Origin of the sequence: Paenibacillus sp. FSL H7-0714, from assembly GCF_038003765.1 — a bacterium.
In the GTDB taxonomy this organism is placed as follows: Bacteria; Bacillota; Bacilli; order Paenibacillales; family Paenibacillaceae; genus Paenibacillus_AQ.
The window spans coordinates 2,057,743-2,074,993 of the sequence record NZ_JBBOPT010000001.1; the positions used below are offsets into that span (position 1 = coordinate 2,057,743).

The 17,251-nt window shown below is 44.5% G+C and carries 15 protein-coding genes; 13 read left to right on the forward strand and 2 right to left on the reverse strand.

Annotated features, from left to right (window positions below):
* Nucleotides 1–170: 170 nt before the first annotated feature.
* On the forward strand, nt 171–2,366 hold the full coding sequence (locus tag NST34_RS09000) for an S-layer homology domain-containing protein (RefSeq protein WP_341127588.1): 2,196 nt from the start codon (nt 171–173) through the stop codon (nt 2,364–2,366).
* Nucleotides 2,367–2,596: 230 nt separating this feature from the next.
* The gene (locus tag NST34_RS09005; RefSeq protein ID WP_042186532.1) at nt 2,597–3,466 is read left to right on the forward strand and encodes an SDR family oxidoreductase; all 870 of its coding nucleotides are present in this window, start codon (nt 2,597–2,599) and stop codon (nt 3,464–3,466) included.
* An 87-nt stretch (nt 3,467–3,553) separates the two neighbouring features.
* Here the strand turns inward: NST34_RS09005 and yfbR are convergent, their stop codons facing one another.
* Complete coding sequence (yfbR, locus tag NST34_RS09010; RefSeq protein ID WP_143764010.1) at nt 3,554–4,159, reverse strand: 5'-deoxynucleotidase; 606 nt, start codon at nt 4,157–4,159, stop codon at nt 3,554–3,556.
* Between the two features lie 102 nt (nt 4,160–4,261).
* Between yfbR and NST34_RS09015 the strand changes: the two genes are divergently transcribed.
* The 11 genes from NST34_RS09015 to NST34_RS09065 all read left to right on the forward strand — a co-directional run bounded on the left by NST34_RS09015 (nt 4,262) and on the right by NST34_RS09065 (nt 16,817).
* On the forward strand, nt 4,262–5,824 hold the full coding sequence (locus tag NST34_RS09015; RefSeq protein ID WP_042193545.1) for a fumarate hydratase: 1,563 nt from the start codon (nt 4,262–4,264) through the stop codon (nt 5,822–5,824).
* Nucleotides 5,825–6,019: 195 nt separating this feature from the next.
* Complete coding sequence (locus NST34_RS09020) at nt 6,020–6,406, forward strand: VOC family protein (RefSeq protein WP_339269977.1); 387 nt, start codon at nt 6,020–6,022, stop codon at nt 6,404–6,406.
* 180 nt (nt 6,407–6,586) lie between these two features.
* Nucleotides 6,587–8,383: a two-component system histidine kinase PnpS gene (pnpS, locus tag NST34_RS09025; RefSeq protein WP_076300910.1), complete on the forward strand. Its 1,797-nt coding sequence runs from the start codon at nt 6,587–6,589 to the stop codon at nt 8,381–8,383.
* Between the two features lie 109 nt (nt 8,384–8,492).
* Complete coding sequence (locus tag NST34_RS09030) at nt 8,493–9,221, forward strand: response regulator transcription factor (RefSeq protein WP_042125998.1); 729 nt, start codon at nt 8,493–8,495, stop codon at nt 9,219–9,221.
* A gap of 199 nt (nt 9,222–9,420) precedes the next feature.
* A complete protein-coding gene (gene pstB / locus NST34_RS09035) occupies nt 9,421–10,176 on the forward strand; it encodes a phosphate ABC transporter ATP-binding protein PstB (RefSeq protein WP_042186541.1) in 756 nt (251 codons plus the stop codon).
* Between the two features lie 73 nt (nt 10,177–10,249).
* Nucleotides 10,250–10,909: a phosphate signaling complex protein PhoU gene (phoU, locus tag NST34_RS09040; protein ID WP_042186547.1), complete on the forward strand. Its 660-nt coding sequence runs from the start codon at nt 10,250–10,252 to the stop codon at nt 10,907–10,909.
* A gap of 309 nt (nt 10,910–11,218) precedes the next feature.
* On the forward strand, nt 11,219–13,888 hold the full coding sequence (polA, locus tag NST34_RS09045; RefSeq protein ID WP_341127589.1) for a DNA polymerase I: 2,670 nt from the start codon (nt 11,219–11,221) through the stop codon (nt 13,886–13,888).
* Between the two features lie 52 nt (nt 13,889–13,940).
* A complete protein-coding gene (gene mutM / locus NST34_RS09050) occupies nt 13,941–14,777 on the forward strand; it encodes a DNA-formamidopyrimidine glycosylase (RefSeq protein ID WP_042186551.1) in 837 nt (278 codons plus the stop codon).
* A gap of 127 nt (nt 14,778–14,904) precedes the next feature.
* Nucleotides 14,905–15,651, forward strand: coding sequence for an MntP/YtaF family protein (locus NST34_RS09055; protein ID WP_076283314.1), 747 nt, complete (start codon nt 14,905–14,907; stop codon nt 15,649–15,651).
* Nucleotides 15,652–15,660: 9 nt separating this feature from the next.
* Entirely contained in the window at nt 15,661–16,257 is a 597-nt protein-coding gene (gene coaE / locus NST34_RS09060; protein WP_076300911.1) for a dephospho-CoA kinase, read from the forward strand.
* A complete protein-coding gene (locus NST34_RS09065) occupies nt 16,254–16,817 on the forward strand; it encodes a lytic transglycosylase domain-containing protein (RefSeq protein WP_076283312.1) in 564 nt (187 codons plus the stop codon). Before coaE ends, NST34_RS09065 begins: the two co-directional genes overlap by 4 nt.
* A 79-nt stretch (nt 16,818–16,896) precedes the next feature.
* Here the strand turns inward: NST34_RS09065 and NST34_RS09070 are convergent, their stop codons facing one another.
* Entirely contained in the window at nt 16,897–17,115 is a 219-nt protein-coding gene (locus NST34_RS09070) for an alpha/beta-type small acid-soluble spore protein (RefSeq protein WP_042126012.1), read from the reverse strand.
* Between the last annotated feature and the right edge of the window lie 136 nt (nt 17,116–17,251).

The window sequence follows — 17,251 nt, forward strand, 5'->3', positions numbered from 1 at the left end:
CTTCCGTAAAGGAGAGCGGTTTTTTTTGTGTGTTGAGAATATCACAGTAGTTATTTCCTAGAGAAAAAAACGTTTTCAATTACGTAGTAATAGAGTAATATAAAAATGTTTATGCGATTGGTTTAAAATTACAATTATTTTATTATCTGAGGGATTACGGGGGAGTTTGGATGGGTGTGAAGTTAAGAAGGATTGTGAGTGTAAGCTTGGGTCTCAGTTTAGTATTTAGTTCGTTGGGTTCCGTATCCGCAGCAGCAGATAGCTCGGTTAAAGACTATGAGGGTCACTGGGCGCAGCAGCAGATCGAAAGCTGGTTAGAGAAGGGCTGGTTAAAAGGATTTGAAGATGGATCGGTAAAGCCTAATCAAAGCATTTCGAGAGCTGAATTTGTTGCCCTTGTGAATCGTTTCTTCGAGATCACAAAGAGTCAACCAGTGAAATTTACTGATTTGCCTGCAAGTGGCTGGGTGTATGAGGAATTCTCCAAGGCAGTTACGCAAGGTTACATAAAGGGCTATGGCGATAAGGTTCGCCCAAATGATCCTGTTACCCGCCAGGAGGTTGCGGTAATAATCAGTATGCTGCTGAAATTGGAAGATCCAGACCCTGTCGTATTGGATCAATTCAAAGATCGGGACCAGATAGCGTCATGGAGTGAGAGCAAGGTAGCGGGAATGGTGAATCTAGGAGCAATGAAAGGATATCCTAACGGGAATTTTGCTCCATTGCAAGCTTTGACCCGGGCTGAAGCAGTAGCTATATTGGAATCCTTGAATACACCAATGGGTGGTGGATTTCATATCACGCAGTCAGGAGTTTTTGGCAGCAAAGACCCTGCTCACCTAACGGGTTATGAGAGTGTAACAGTGAGTACTTATGGGGTTAACCTTCAGAACGCTGTTATATACGGGGATTTGCTTTTGGATGAAGGCATTGGAGAAGGTGAAGTATCACTAGATAATGTAACTGTAAAAGGAAAAGTCTTTGTTAAGGGTGGAGGTGTTGATTCTATACACTTCAAGAATTCTATCATAGAGCAAGTAGTCGTTCAGAGAAAAGGCGGAGTTGTTCGTCTTGTAACTGAAGGAGCAACCCAAATCAAGAGTATATTTGTACAGACTGGAGCAATTCTTAAACTAGGCCAAGGTACTACTGTGAATAAGGTTATTCTGGATGCACTCACAAAGGTAACTGGACAAGGTCAGCTATTATCTGCAACAGTGAACGATGGGGCTAAAGGGTCTTCGTTTGAGAAAAAGCCCGATCTGTTAGAGGGATCTCTGAAGGATTCCATCACTATGCCTACTCCCACCGTTACACCTACTGTAGGAGCGGCTGCTGGTGGTTCGAGCGGTGGTGGAGGCGGTAGTGGCGGGGAAACACCAACAACCACACCAACACCAACACCAACGCCAACACCAACACCAACACCGACACCTGCGGTGAATGTTCCCGAAGTGAACGGCATAACTTTAGTACAGGAGGCTGTATATAAATATACGAATGCAGCTACTATTACAATTAAGATGACTGGATTATCACACGAAATATTTAGCAAAACTAATCACGCAGAGTATTATTTCACTACCGTTCCTGAAGAAGCATTAGATTGGGAAAAAGAACGTGAGAGCTTCCCTGTATCTTCTTTAATTAGTTTTCCAATCTACTCAGAGCATGTAAAGGATTACATGACGATAATTTTATTTGGTAAGAATGGTGCACCCATTGGCTATAAGACAATAAAATTGGATCTTAATGTGAAATATACTACTCTTGATATGTCAATGGTAACTAAATATAGTGAGGGTGTAAACATTACAGGAGCGAGCAATTCGCAATACATTCAAAATAGCATCTCGATAGCTAGTGCATTTGTTCAGCAACATCCTGAAGTGAAGTACTTTACTACAACCCCAAATACAGCATTCTATATGTTGGACCCTACTAAGGATTTTAATGTAGAACATATTTCATCTACGGTAGCGTATCTTAATGAGGTTTCTAAAAGTTATAGCGCTGTTGAGTATTCGTATGAAAGTTTTGATTACGATGAATCACCATTTTATACTCAACCGAATTTTGAAGAGGAATATATGGTTCTTCTATATGACTCGGAGTTAAAGGTGTTGGGTTACTATCAGGGAAAGACTAACTTAACCGACCAACAGAAAGCAAATAATGTGGGTTTTAAGATTGGCAAGCTTCCTGCTGTAGATTTGTTAGTATTGAATGATGAGGCAGCAGTAAACTGGGTGTATGACAGATATATCAAGCTAACCGACGATCAAAAGAATCTGATTGCGGGAGATCTTATAACTAAAATTGTAGAGCTTAAGGCAAAATTGCTTCTTCTGAAGCAAAGCTAAATTTCATTAAACGATAAGGACTGTTCCACATCGCCATTTCATGGCTTAGGGGACAGTCCTTATTTGCGTTCAAATGAACTTCAGGGTGTTTGATTCTCTCAGCCATGTGGTAAGTAACTTTTCATACAGCAATTTAAAAAAATGATAAAGCCGGCGTATAAACGTATACGCTTGAGCCATCCTAAGACGATCAGTTAACTATCAATTACTTAACGAGAGGAGCTAGGATTATGTCAAACGACAAGCAAGCTACGAAAACCTTACCCCCGCAAGAACAGCATCATCAACCAGGAATTGAGAGCGAAATGAAGCCGTTGCCCAAATATGAGCCGGCTAATTATAAGGCGGCAGGTAAATTGCAGGGCAAGGCGGCACTTATTACTGGAGGAGACAGCGGGATCGGACGGGCAGTGGCTGTTCTTTTTGCAAAAGAAGGCGCCGATGTAGTTATATCATATCTGAATGAACACTCTGATGCAGAGGAAACGAAACGCCAGGTGGAGCAGGAAGGTCGCAAATGCATTCTGATTCCAGGAGATATTGGTGTGGAAACCTTCTGTAAAGATCTCATTAAACAGACGGTAGAGGGCCTCGGGAAACTGGATATTCTCATCAATAACGCGGCGGAGCAACACCCACAAGCTAAGATCGAGGATATTACGTCCGAGCAGCTAGAGCGAACATTCCGTACGAACATTTTTGCAATGTTTTATTTGACCAAAGCGGCTATGCCTCATCTAAAAGCAGGATCTGCTATCATTAATACGACTTCGATTACCGCTTATCGTGGTAGTCCACAATTACTGGACTATTCGTCAACGAAAGGAGCCATTCTGAGCTTCACGCGTTCCTTATCTACGAATCTGGCAGAGAAAGGCATTCGGGTAAATGGCGTTGCTCCGGGTCCAATTTGGACACCGCTTATTCCATCTACTTTTGATGCAAAACAGGTTAGTGAGTTCGGCGGTACGCAGCCTATGAAGCGACCGGGACAACCGGAGGAGCTGGCCCCAGCTTATGTATATCTAGCCTCCGACGATTCGAGTTATGTGACCGGACAGGTCATCCATGTAAACGGTGGCGAGGTCGTAAACGGGTAGAGGCTCAGCCAACCAAACCTAGATACTTATATAAAAAGCTCTAATTAGGGTTAGCCGAATTAGAGCTTTTTGTATTGATCTTGGGATTTAGTTTCCAGCAGACAGCTCATCGAGCGACATTTCAAAGCTCGGAGCCATATGAGTGAGGAAATAATCTACTTCCTGTAAGCCGAGTCCGCGTAGCTTCGCACCTGTCTGCTCTTTCGCCGCTGCGAATTCACGGTTGCCCGCAGCAACCTCCCAGACACACTTTAGGTAAGCATCCAGTCGATCGGCTGCCTTAACGTAGCTGTGCAGGAGAACGTCCTCCGAATCGGGAGAACTGTCTTCTGGCTGCATGAGCTGCGTGTAAATGCCCTGAAGTTCGGGAGGAATCATACCGGTCAAGCGTTCCGCAGCAATTCTTTCCATTTCGCGGAAGCTGGTTAGTAGCCGAGGATTATTGTATTTCACTGGTGTGGCAATGTCACCCGTGAACACTTCGCTGGCATCATGGAACAGGGCCATAGTTGCTGCTCTTTCGGCGTTTAATGAACGTCCATAATGAATATTACCAATGGAACAGAGCATATGTGTGAGCAGAGCTACATGGAAAGAATGCTCAGCAACGTTCTCAGGTGCGGTGCTGCGCATTAGGCTCCAGCGCTGAATGTATTGAAGCCGATATAAATAGGCGGAAAAATGGTAGTTCAATTTTAAAGTAACCCCTTTCATGAGCTGCTAGGTATGATATTATTATACTAATTGTATCAGACTTTTGATAATCTGGATCTGCTGAGAGGAGCTTGAATGAATATGCAGCATTTTGAAGACAGCATTTATAATCTAATTGTTGAAACGTCCACGAACTTGCCGGGTGATGTACGCCGGGCGGTCGCCAAGGGTCGCGCACTAGAGGACAGAGCTACCCGGTCAGGTCTTGCGTTAACTACGATTGCTCAAAATATCGGAATGGCTGAGCAGCAAGTATCACCGATCTGTCAGGATACGGGAATGCCTACATTTATCATTCACACACCTGTGGGAATCAATCAGATTGAGATGAAAAAAGATATTCACAACGCCATTGTACGGGCGACCAAGAATGGTAAGCTTCGTCCAAATTCTGTAGATTCATTGACAGGTGAGAACAGCGGAGATAATTTGGGAGCAGGTACACCGGTCATTCATTTTGAACAATGGGAAGAGGAAAAAATAGATGTCAGACTGATTCTGAAGGGTGGCGGCTGCGAGAATAAGAATATTCAATACAGCCTTCCAGCAGAATTAGAAGGATTGGGCAAGGCAGGCCGTGATCTGGACGGAATTCGCAAATGTATTTTACATGCTGTTTATCAGGCACAAGGGCAAGGCTGTAGCGCTGGTTTTATTGGTGTTGGTATCGGCGGCGACCGCACAACTGGCTATGAGCTGGCTAAGAAGCAGTTGTTCCGCAAAGTGGAGGATGTTAATCCAATAGAGGATCTCAGCAAGCTGGAAGACTACATCATGGAGAATGCCAATAAGTTGGGTATTGGAACGATGGGCTTTGGTGGGGAAGTTTCGCTGCTTGGTTGTAAGGTCGGCGTTATGAATCGTTTGCCAGCCAGCTTTTTCGTATCTGTTGCCTACAATTGTTGGGCTTTCCGTCGCCAAGGTGTGCTGGTTGATCCGTCAACAGGCAATATAGAGGACTGGTTGTACGAGAGTGGTACAGGGATTTCGGTTGATGATGGACGGGACCAGGCGTCGGAAACGGAAGTGGCAGATGCAGGTGAAGACAATGCAGCTACTGGATCTCGCGAAGTCCACCTGACTACACCGATTAGTGAAGAGGATATCCGTAGTTTACGAGTTGGGGATGTAGTAATTTTATCCGGTGAAATGCATACGGGCCGTGACGCACTTCATAAATATCTAATGGATCATGAGGCTCCGGTGGATTTGAACGGTGCAGTTATCTATCACTGTGGTCCTGTAATGATGAAGGACGAGGAAGGCTGGCATGTTAAAGCAGCCGGTCCGACTACTAGTATCCGTGAAGAGCCCTATCAAGGCGATATTATCAAAAAATTTGGAATTCGTGCCGTCATCGGAAAAGGTGGAATGGGTCCTAAAACGTTAAAAGCTCTTCAGGAGCACGGGGGCGTATATCTCAATGCGATTGGTGGCGCTGCACAGTATTATGCGGAATGCATCAAGAAGGTAAATGCTGTTGATTTTATGGAATTTGGCATTCCTGAAGCAATGTGGCATTTGGATGTGGATGGTTTCGCTGCTATTGTAACGATGGATGCCCATGGTAACAGTCTGCACGCAGATGTAGAGAAAGATTCCGCAGCAAAATTAACTCAGTTTAAAGAGCCTGTATTTAAATAAGTCGGGTACAGTCCGGTGAATTAGTCATAAAGTGGGGACATCCGCTGCTATGGCTTTTTCTCCGGTTTTATCGAAAATATAAGAATTTATATGTTCCACGCTATAATTTATCCTTATATTCCTCGTATAATCACTTAGCGTCCATATAGATAGGGATGTCGAAGGTGTTTATGCTTGTCTAAAGGAGGTTTACGAATGGTACCACATTATATTAGAAATGGTCTTCTTAACGTTACTCCGTATTTTATCGTGGCTGGTGCAGATCAATTGATTGATTTTGTTGTGAACTGCTTTGATGCAAGAATTAATGATATGCTGCGGAATGATGAAGGCAAGATTAGACATGCAGAACTTAGAATAGGAGATTCGATCATCGAGGTTTCCGAAGCTAATGAGAAATATTCACCAGTACAGCTCGCTATTCATCTATATGTAAGAAATGTGGATGAGACCTTTCGTAAGTGCTTGGATGCCGGGGCATCCATCATTGAAGAACCATTGGATAAGCCTTATGGAGAAAGAGGAGCGGGTATTAGAGATGCTCAGGGCAATCAGTGGTTTCTTGCAACCTGTATAGAATGAAATCATGATATTTTACAAAAGTAATACAAAGTAACAGTCCAGAGATAATCAACTTGGGCTGTTATTTTTATATAATCTATTATAGTAGGGATTTATGTCACGAAAATAGTAGCACTGGTTTTTTGATGAAAATGAAGTTAGGATAAAAGATACAATGAAAAAGGGAGAGGCACACTTCAGATGAAACCGTTTCGCGCTCGTCTTACGTTTATACTTATGGCCTTAATCGGTATTTCCATGATTGGCACTGGATTTACGATGGCTCATCTGTTTAAGAGCTCCCATATAGCTGCTCTCGAAGAGAACATGTCCCGGGAAATAAATTTACTCGCAGGCACATTGGAATTTGTAGATATGAACGCCACCAATGCCATTCCGTATTACACGGAGCAGGCAGAGCATGTCGCCGAGCTTCTAGATTCCCGGATTACTTTTATCAGTAAGTCAGGTGAAGTTTTAGGGGATTCAGAGAAAAATCCTCTGGAGATGGACAATCACGCCAATCGTGAAGAGGAGATTGTTGCGGCTAAAGAGGGGACTGGACGAGCCATTCGTTACAGCGAAACTTTAGATCGCGAGATGTTATATGTAGCTGAGCGGGTGACCTCAGATCATGGTTTTGACGGTTACATTCGGGTCTCGATGGGACTGGATGCAGTAACGGAAGGGCTTAACCGTGCTTGGATGATTATGGCTGGGGGGTTAGTTGTTTTGTTCCTGGCAGCAACTATTGTCAGCTACAAAGTGGCATCGAGCATGACTTCACCGCTTGAACAAATCACGAGAGTCGCGCGGCGTATTACAGATCTTGATTATGATGCAAGAGTCCATTTGAAGCGTAAAGATGAGGTCGGGCAGCTGGCGACAGCAATAAATGCCATGGCTGACAGTCTTCAAGCTCAGCTTAAGACTATTCGTGATAATGAGGATCTGCTGCAAAGCGTACTGGACAATATGACTGGCGGCATCATAATGATCAATGCGGACGAAGAAATTGCCCTGCTGAACCGAGCTTCAGAGCGGATGCTGGATGTTAGCAACAGTGAAATGGCGGGTCATTCGTACAAGGAGCTAAAGCGTCATTATGAGTTAACACGTCTGCTTGAAGAAGGGGTATCGAATAAAGAACCGCTCCATGAAGAACGAAGTATTTACAATCCGAGAGAGCGGATTGTACGCATGGACGCAGTACCTATGATCCAGGACGGGACGTATAGAGGCATGCTCTTCCTGCTGCAGGAAGTAACAGAGATTCGTCGCTTGGAGCGGATGCGAAGTGAATTTGTCGCTAACGTATCCCATGAATTGAAGACGCCGGTTGCCGCTGTTAAAGGATTTGCTGAGACCTTGCTGGGTGGTGGGGTTAAGGATGAGAAGACAGCCCGTTCCTTCTTGCAAATTATTTATGATGAGAACGAACGCTTAAATCGATTGATTGGAGATATTCTGGAATTATCTAAAATCGAATCTAAACGTGTGCAGCTCGATTGCTCACCTGTTCATATTATTGAATTCTTTGATTCCGTGCTGGGAACCATTAGCAAAGTGGCTGAGAAGAAAAGTATTAGTCTTAACGTAGAGGTTCCTGAGGAGCTGTTCATTGAGGCCGATGAAGATAAACTACGTCAAATTTTTATGAATCTGCTCTCCAATGCGATTAATTACACGCATGAAGGGGGTAGCGTAAAAGTCTACGTTAAGAATATACTGAAGCCAGATGGTTCAGAGAATGTCCAATTTACCGTTACCGATACAGGGATGGGGATTCCCAAAAAGGATCTGCCGCGCATTTTCGAACGTTTTTATCGAGTGGATAAAGCAAGATCAAGAAGTTCCGGTGGAACGGGGCTGGGACTGTCTATTGTGAAGCACTTGATAGATCTGCACCATGGTGTGATTTCGGTTAAAAGTGATCTGGGGATCGGAAGTTCATTTATTATTGAGTTGCCGCTCTTGCAGGAAGAAAAGGTGGATTAGATTTTTGTAAATTCATCTTATTGATTTTACACCAAGTTAACATTGTGGTGATATGATTGTTTTGTTGTTGCTTTGTAAAAATCAAACTATATGGAAGACGGGGGAACCTATGGCTCAACGATTGCTTGTCATTGAAGACGAACCGACACTGGCCCGGCTGCTGTCCTATAACTTAACGCAGGAAGGTTACGAGGTAACAGTAGAGGATCATGGTACGGCAGGATATGATCGTGCGACGAGGGAACCTTTTGACTTGATCGTATTAGATCTGATGTTGCCAGGTATGAATGGCATTGACATCCTTGATAAATTGCGTGGACAAGGTATCCGTACACCTATTATTGTGTTGACCGCCAAAAATGCGGAAGAAGATGTTGTTAGAGGGCTGAAATCAGGTGCTGATGATTATATAACCAAACCATTCGGCGTCTCTGAACTGCTCGCTAGAGTAAGTGCTGTACTTCGGAGGATTTCTGGACTTGCTGAGGAAGCACCGACAGAAACACCTATCTCTGCTTCTACCATTATCTTAGGTCAATTAGAGATTTACCCTGAGAGATATGAAGTCTCCCTCGGTGGTCATAGTATTAACTTGCGGCCTAAAGAGTTCGAAGTGCTATTATATTTGGCTCGTAAGCCAGGAGTTGTGTTGACGAGAGATGATCTCATGAATGCTGTATGGGGCTTTGATTATATTGGTGGGCAGCGTACGGTGGACGTGCATGTAAGTTCACTTCGTAAAAAGCTTGAGCTGGATCCAGAATCCGTTCATATCGATTCGATTCGAGGCGTAGGCTATAAATTAGTGGTTAATAAAAAAAGAGCTCCGGTCATTTAGAGTGACTGGAGTTCTATTTTTTCTATACTTTTCATAAATAAGAAATGCTCGGAGTACTAGTTGGCTTCTGGGGAAATACTGTGATGTGGACCCATTCATCTCACTGATTTTACATTGCGTTAACATTTCTCTCCAACTGTATTTACACTAAAAGCTTATCATGGAGATCGAAGATGATGAGAAGGAGACGTAAACACTAATGAAATCCATCATTGACATAGAGAATCTTGATCTCTACTATGAGTCGTTCCACGCACTGAAGAATGTGAATCTGCAAATCCCGGAGAAACAGGTTACCGCTTTTATTGGACCTTCCGGTTGCGGGAAATCCACGTTGCTTCGCACATTGAATCGTATGAATGATATGATTCCTGGCACACGTATAGAAGGAACTGTAAACATCGGTGGCAAAAATATTTATAGTGATGAGGTAGAGGTGGAAAGCCTGCGTAAGCAGGTCGGTATGGTGTTTCAACAGCCGAATCCTTTTCCTAAGTCGATTTACGACAATGTAGCTTACGGTCCCCGTTTACACGGCATCCGTTCCAAAAGTGAACTGGATGAGATCGTAGAAAAAAGCTTGCGTCACTCCGCCCTATGGGAGGAAGTGAAAGATTTTCTGAAGAAATCTGCCCTTAGCTTGTCTGGTGGACAGCAGCAGCGGCTTTGTATTGCTAGAGCGTTAGCAGTACAGCCTGATATTCTGCTAATGGATGAGGCAACCTCTGCGCTCGATCCTGTATCCACTCTCAAGATAGAAGAGCTTGTTCAGGAATTAAGAAGTGAGTATACCATTGTTATGGTAACTCATAACATGCATCAGGCCGCACGTGTATCCGGTCGAACCGTGTTTTTCTTAAATGGTGTAATTGTAGAGGCGGCGGACACAGAGGTGCTTTTCTCGAACCCTAAAGATTCCCGCACTGAAGATTATATTTCCGGACGTTTCGGCTGATCAGATTTAAAAGGGTGTTCGTCCCTGGAAATGGCAAGCTGACCATACGTTAATGAGGAGGATCGCTCTTATTATGATTCGCAGAAAAGAATTTGATAAAGACTTGGAAGAGCTGCGCAGTCTGCTGCAGCAGATGGGTGAGCATGTTAAGGATGCTCTTGAAGGTGCAATTAATGCATTACAAAATCTAGATACAACGCTCGCACAGGAAGTCGTTGAAGCGGATTTACAGCTGAATGCCATGGAAGATAAAATCATGGAAATTGGCTCACGCTTAATTATTACGCAGCAGCCCGTAGCTAAGGATTTGCGCCGCATTATCGTTGCCTTCAAAATATCAAGCGATTTGGAACGCATGGGGGATCTGGCGATTGATGTAGCTAAGGCGACCATGCGTCTTCAAGGCCAACAGTTGATTAAGCCCCTTGTAGACATTCCTCGTATGGCTGAAATCGTGACAATTATGATCGATGAGGCGATCCAGTCTTACCTGGATGAGAACACTGATCTGGCTTATAAAATGGCACAGGATGATGATCAGGTCGATCAATTGTATGGTGCGATGATCAATGAGTTGTATTCTTATATGGTAACAAAGCCGGAGACAGTATCCCAAGCTATGTTATTGACACTGGTAGGCCGTTATATCGAACGGATTGGCGATCACGCTACTAACATTGGTGAAAGCGTAGTTTACCTGGTTACCGGTAGTCGTCCAGATTTGAATGAGTAGTGTTTTGCAAAAGATGTTCAGTGGCTGGTAATTACAGAGAGTGTTTGGACTTTCGGCCGCTGTTATCTCCAGATTTATTTTATTTTAACCACCTTTAGTGGTGTAAATCCAGAGACAAAGGCGGGCGCTCTGCTCCTACAGTTCCAAACCTCTCCTCCATTACTTGCACCTTCACATCTTTTGTGTTTTTTAGGTAAATGAAAGTAGCCGTCCTTGTATAAGGGCGGCTACTTGTTGTATAGCCGTTTCTACTTGGACAGGCCATATGTTAAGATGTAAGAAGTAAGCATGAAAAAGGCGAGGTGCACTATGGACAAGTTGATACTTATAGATGGAAATAATATTATTTACCGCGCATTCTTCGCGATGCCCCCGCTAACGAATACAGCAGGGCAACAGACGAACGCGGTGTACGGTTTCACAACGATGCTGCTCCGTTTAATTGAAGAACACAAGCCGACACATATGATTGTTGCCTTCGATGCAGGGAAAGTCACATTCCGGCATGAAGGTTATGAGGATTATAAAGGCGGTCGGCAAAAGACACCTCCCGAGCTCTCCGAGCAGTTTCCACTGCTGAAAGATTTGCTCAGAAATCTGGGTGTACCGCAGTTTGAAATTGGCAATTATGAGGCCGATGATATTATTGGAACCATTTCTCGCCAAGCAGATGAAGCAGGCCGGCAGGTTATGATCGTGTCGGGAGACAAGGATATGCTTCAACTGGCTTCCGAACATACGACCGTTGCGTTGATCCGCAAAGGTGTTACTGAGGTTGAGCTTTATGGACCAGAACAAATTCGTGAGAAATATGATTTAACACCCGAGCAGATCATCGACCTTAAGGGACTGATGGGTGATGCGAGTGATAACATTCCGGGCGTTCCGGGTGTTGGTGAGAAAACAGCGCTCAAGCTGTTGCATCAATTTGGATCGGTTGAAGGCGTATTAGCAGGAACCGGTGAGCTTAAAGGTAAAATGAAAGAAAAGCTGGAAGCTCACGCGGAAGACGCTGTCATGAGTAAGAAACTGGCAACCATCTATCGTGAAGTGCCTCTTGAACATTCGTGGGAAGATATGATCTTTAACGGAATTTCTGCGGATACAGCAGGACCCGCACTCGCAAAATTAGAATTCAAATCACTTCTGGAAAGGTTGTCACTTAGTGCCTATGCTCCAGTAGCTGATGGAGAAGAGGGTGCAGCGGAAGTAGAAGCTGCTACACTCGATATTTCGATCGTGAGTGAAGATGAACTTGAGGCGCTAAATGAAGCGTTGCCTAGTATTTCAGCGCTGCATGTGGAATCCAATGGGGATAATCCGCATCGTGCCGAGGTGATCGGGGTAGGGCTATCTACTCTGGAGCGACATTATTATGTGCCGTTTGGATTACTACAGAAACCAGCGGCTGCGAAGCTACGCGACTGGTTAGGAGATGAGAAGGCTCCGAAGAGCGGATATGATCTTCACCGTGCTGATTTGGCACTGCATTGGCAGGGGATTGCTTTTGCAGGTGCAGCCCATGATGTGCAGCTGGCGGCTTATTTGCTGGATCCGACGGAAGCTAATCAGAACCTAAACGATCTCGCTACGAAATACGGCTTGCCAAGATTGTCACCTGATGAAGATGTATTTGGTAAAGGCGCCAAATATAAGATTCCTGAGCTTGAAATCTTAGGAAATCATGTCGCACGTAAGAGTGCTGCGGTACTTGGCATCGCACAGAAACAACAGCAGGAATTGATTGAAACGGCGATGACCGGACTGTTCGAGGATCTCGAAATGCCATTATCACGTATTCTTGCGGATATGGAGAAACAGGGGATTGCAGTCAACGAAGGGGATCTTAAAGAATTAGGAAAAGAATTCGAAGCTCAGATTTCCAAGCTGGTCACCGAAATTTATGAAATTTGTGGCACAGAGTTTAATTTGAATTCACCAAAGCAGTTGGGCGAGATCTTATTTGTAAAACTGGGTCTTCCTGTCGTCAAGAAGACGAAGACCGGATATTCAACAGACGCAGAGGTGCTGGAAAAGTTAGCACCGTATCACGATGTGGTACGTTTGATTCTACAATATCGCACGATTGCTAAATTGCAATCCACCTATGTAGAGGGGCTGCTCAAGGAAATTTCCCCGAAAACAGGGAAGGTGCATACATTCTATCGGCAGACGATTGCTGCGACAGGACGGCTTAGCAGCCAATTTCCGAACCTGCAGAACATTCCAATCCGCTTAGAAGAAGGACGTAAAATCCGTAAAGTGTTTGTTCCATCCGAACCGGGCTGGTCCATTCTGGCGGCGGACTATTCGCAGATTGAACTACGGGTACTTGCGCACATCTCCGGTGATGAGCGGATGAAGGAAGCTTTTCTCCATGATATGGATATTCACACGAAGACAGCGATGGATGTATTTGGAGTTACCGCCGATCAGGTTGATAGCAATATGCGTCGTGCTGCTAAAGCCGTTAACTTTGGTATTGTGTACGGAATTAGTGATTATGGTCTGTCGCAGAACTTGAATATTCCTCGCAAAGAAGCCGCTCAATTTATTGAGCAGTATTTCGAGGTATACCAAGGTGTACGTCGATATATGGATGATATCGTAGTTGATGCAAGGAAATATGGTTATGTAACCACGCTGCTGGAACGCCGTCGTTACTTGCCTGAGATTAATGCCAAGAACTTTAATCTGCGTTCTTTTGCGGAACGTACAGCAATGAACACACCTATACAAGGAACTGCCGCTGATATTATTAAGCTGGCGATGGTGCATATGGACAAGGCGCTATTTGAGCGTGGGCTAAAGAGCCGTATGTTGCTTCAGGTACACGATGAGCTTGTATTCGAGGTGCCAGAGGATGAAATGGAGCTCATGAAGACGCTTTTGCCGGAAGTAATGGGTGGAGCATTGCAGTTATCGGTGCCGCTTAAAGCAGAGGTAAGTTTTGGCAGCAACTGGTACGAAGCGAAATAGGCTCCCTTTAAGGTGTGCATATCAGCTATAATGTAGTTGAGGTGAAGACATCATGCCGGAATTACCGGAAGTAGAGACAGTCAAGAGAACACTGAATGATTTAGTTAATGGAAAGCAGATAGAGAGTGTAACCGTCCGGTTGGCCCGGATTATTCAGCGGCCGGATGATATTCAGGCTTTTGCCAACCTGCTCGCAGGTCATAGCATTGTTAATGTTGAACGAAGAGGGAAATTTTTGCGCATCGTGTTAGACGGTTTGGTGCTGGTATCTCATTTACGGATGGAGGGCCGTTACGGACTTTTTTCGAACGAAGATCCACTGGACAAGCATACGCATGTGATATTCCATTTTACCGATGGCACTGAGCTGCGTTACACGGATGTTCGTCAGTTTGGTACAATGCATCTTTTTCAGATTGGTGAAGACCTCCAGCTGCCTCCTCTTAATAAGCTAGGACAGGAGCCGCTGGAGCCATCCTTTACGCCGGAGAGGTTTAAGCAGATTGTATCAGGCAAAAGCACAAAAATTAAATCACTGCTGCTGAATCAGGAATATATCGTCGGCATAGGTAATATTTATGTAGATGAGTCGTTACATCGTGCAGGGATACATCCTGAAGTCAGCGCCAAAGATCTTTCGGATGAGCAACTTGATCAGCTACATCACGCTATTGTCAGTACGCTAACGGAAGCGGTAAACGCTGGTGGTTCGTCTGTAAAATCATATGTGAATGGTCAAGGTGAGAGCGGCACTTATCAGCAACAGCTGTTGATTTACGGTCGTAAAGATCAGCCGTGTAACCACTGTGGAACGATGATTGAGAAAACGGTTGTAGGTGGCCGCGGCACGCATTATTGTCCAAGTTGTCAGCGTAAGGTTGAAAACTGAAGAGGTAATTAGGTTGGCACCCACTACTTGTCCCGCCCATATACTGTGTGAAGAATGCTTAATAGAGAACGGAAGCTGAATGAAGTGTATTCTTCAGTGTTCCGGTTCTTCACAGGAGGGATTGCGGGTGCTCAGCCCATTTTTTTCACTAATATTACTAGCTTTTGCTTTGAGTTTGGATGGTTTTGGCGTTGGTATTACATATGGACTGCGTAAAATGAAAATACCATTGCTCTCCATTCTGATTATCTCGCTTTGTTCGGGGGTAGTTATCTGTGTATCTATGCAAGTGGGTGTTCTGCTTGCCAAGGTAGTGTCTCCACATGCAGCTTCTGAGGTTGGCGCTGTTATACTCGTGCTAATGGGGTGCTGGTCGCTCGTCCAGATGTTAATGCAGAAAGAGAAGGAACAGACAGGTGAGCGTAAAGTAGGTAGTGAAGAAAATGTGCTATCCACAGAAGCTCGGGCAGAGGTAGCTGTTGATACTGAAGATGTTGTAGAACAGGTTACCATGGCTCCTGAGCAGGCAAAGTCGGCTGTCTTTTCCCTTGAGTTACGACGATTGGGGATTGTTGTACAGATCTTGCGTACTCCGTCTTCTGCAGATATGGATGATTCCGGGAGTATTTCTTCGATGGAGGCTATGCTGCTCGGGATTGCCCTCTCTCTAGATGCTTTTGGAGCTGGACTTGGCGCAGCATTGCTGGGGTTCAATCCGATATGGACATCACTTACAATTGCTCTGTTTAGTGGTACATTTCTATTGCTGGGCATGAAGACTGGATTAAGATTCGCCGGGAACTACTGGATGAAGCATGCTGCTGCACTACCCGCGTTATTATTAATTACAATGGGAATACTGAAGCTATTATGAGGTGAGTACATGATTATTGGCTTAACCGGAGGCATTGCATCCGGAAAAAGCACGGTGTCCGCACTGCTTGTGAGCAAGGGAGCGAGGCTGGTTGACGCGGATGTGATCGCCAGAGAAGTTATGCTCCCCGGTCATGAGGTGCTGGCTGCGGCTGTGAAACAATTCGGAAGCGAGATCCTCTCTTCGGATGGCACACTGAATAGGGGCAAGCTGGGGGACATTGTATTTCAAGACCCGGCGGCCCTGCAAGCCCTGAACAATCTGACGCATCCCGCAATCCGGCGGGAGATTAAAGAACGTATGAACAGCATGGAGGAAGAAGATCCAAAGAAGTTAACCATTGTGGATATCCCTCTTCTTTTCGAATCAGGACTCGAGAACATGTTCCATGAAATACTGGTGGTCTACGTGCCTCGTGAAGTGCAAATCGCTCGATTAATGGAACGTAACGGACTTTCTATAGAACAAGCAGAAGCACGCTTAAATGCACAGATGGATATTGAAGCGAAGCGTAACAAAGCGGACTATATCATTGACAACAGTGGCGAACTTGCGCACACTGAGCAACAGGTTGCTGTTCTTTGGGACAGGCTGGGCTTATCATGAAATGGTTACGTAAAAAAAGAGTCCTTCTTCTGTTATTCATTGGTTTTACTGCGATATTGTTTCTGAGTACGAACTGGATGTCCTGGTTTTATCCGATCCATTATAAAGATGAGATCCGTAAGCACAGCGTTACGTACGATATTGACCCATTTCTAGTGGCTTCGATTATCCGAGTGGAAACGAACTTCAAAACTGGACGAGAATCCAGAAAAGGTGCTATAGGTTTAATGCAGCTTATGCCGGATACCGCCAAATGGGCCCTTGAAAAGGCCAAGCTTCCTGATGTTTCTATGGAGGAGCTAAAGCATGAACCATCAGCAAATATTGAACTAGGTACCTGGTATCTTTCAACATTATCCCGTCAATTCGAAGGTAAACGTACAGCGGTTATCGCTGCATATAATGCTGGACCGGGTAAAGTTCAAAAATGGCTGGATGAGGGGATCTGGGATGGAACGGATGCTACCATTAAGGATATTCCGTTTGGTGAAACCCGCCATTATGTACAGCGCGTCAACTATTACTATGATCAGTACACGGATATTTACAACGAATTCTAAAACCGTGTTATGTATAAAAAGAAGCATTAAACGATCTTGCGATCGTTTAATACTTCTTCAGTAAGCTTATGTGGACAGGTTATTTGTATTGACCTGCCAATTGTTGTTCTGCCAGGGTTACAAGACGTTTAGTGATGTAACCACCGATCGAACCATTTTCATAAGAAGTTTTATTGCCTTGGTAACCATCTGGGGAAAGCGTGATTCCGAGTTCTTGGGCAACTTCATATTTAAGTTGTTCCAAAGCACCACGGGAATTTGGAGCTACAAGGTTATTGGAGCTGTTGTTTTGGCTCATTGCTGTTCACCTCCTCTGTTGGTAACTGTATTATGTGCCGGACTTGCCATAATCATTACAATAAAAAAACGGTGATTTCTGGAAAAAATGAAATAGCCCTTTAAAAGCCGGATGTTTAACATACCGGGACTAAAAA

Excerpts from the sequence above, each read along its gene's own strand:
- NST34_RS09000 (WP_341127588.1), top strand. The coding sequence starts at position 171 with ATGGGTGTGAAGTTAAGAAGGATTGTGAGTGTAAGCTTGGGTCTCAGT.
- NST34_RS09005 (WP_042186532.1), top strand. The coding sequence starts at position 2,597 with ATGTCAAACGACAAGCAAGCTACGAAAACCTTACCCCCGCAAGAACAG.
- NST34_RS09015 (WP_042193545.1), top strand. The coding sequence starts at position 4,262 with ATGCAGCATTTTGAAGACAGCATTTATAATCTAATTGTTGAAACGTCC.
- NST34_RS09020 (WP_339269977.1), top strand. The coding sequence starts at position 6,020 with ATGGTACCACATTATATTAGAAATGGTCTTCTTAACGTTACTCCGTAT.
- pnpS (WP_076300910.1), top strand. The coding sequence starts at position 6,587 with ATGAAACCGTTTCGCGCTCGTCTTACGTTTATACTTATGGCCTTAATC.
- NST34_RS09030 (WP_042125998.1), top strand. The coding sequence starts at position 8,493 with ATGGCTCAACGATTGCTTGTCATTGAAGACGAACCGACACTGGCCCGG.
- pstB (WP_042186541.1), top strand. The coding sequence starts at position 9,421 with ATGAAATCCATCATTGACATAGAGAATCTTGATCTCTACTATGAGTCG.
- phoU (WP_042186547.1), top strand. The coding sequence starts at position 10,250 with ATGATTCGCAGAAAAGAATTTGATAAAGACTTGGAAGAGCTGCGCAGT.
- polA (WP_341127589.1), top strand. The coding sequence starts at position 11,219 with ATGGACAAGTTGATACTTATAGATGGAAATAATATTATTTACCGCGCA.
- mutM (WP_042186551.1), top strand. The coding sequence starts at position 13,941 with ATGCCGGAATTACCGGAAGTAGAGACAGTCAAGAGAACACTGAATGAT.
- coaE (WP_076300911.1), top strand. The coding sequence starts at position 15,661 with ATGATTATTGGCTTAACCGGAGGCATTGCATCCGGAAAAAGCACGGTG.
- NST34_RS09065 (WP_076283312.1), top strand. The coding sequence starts at position 16,254 with ATGAAATGGTTACGTAAAAAAAGAGTCCTTCTTCTGTTATTCATTGGT.
- NST34_RS09070 (WP_042126012.1), bottom strand. The coding sequence starts at position 17,115 with ATGAGCCAAAACAACAGCTCCAATAACCTTGTAGCTCCAAATTCCCGT.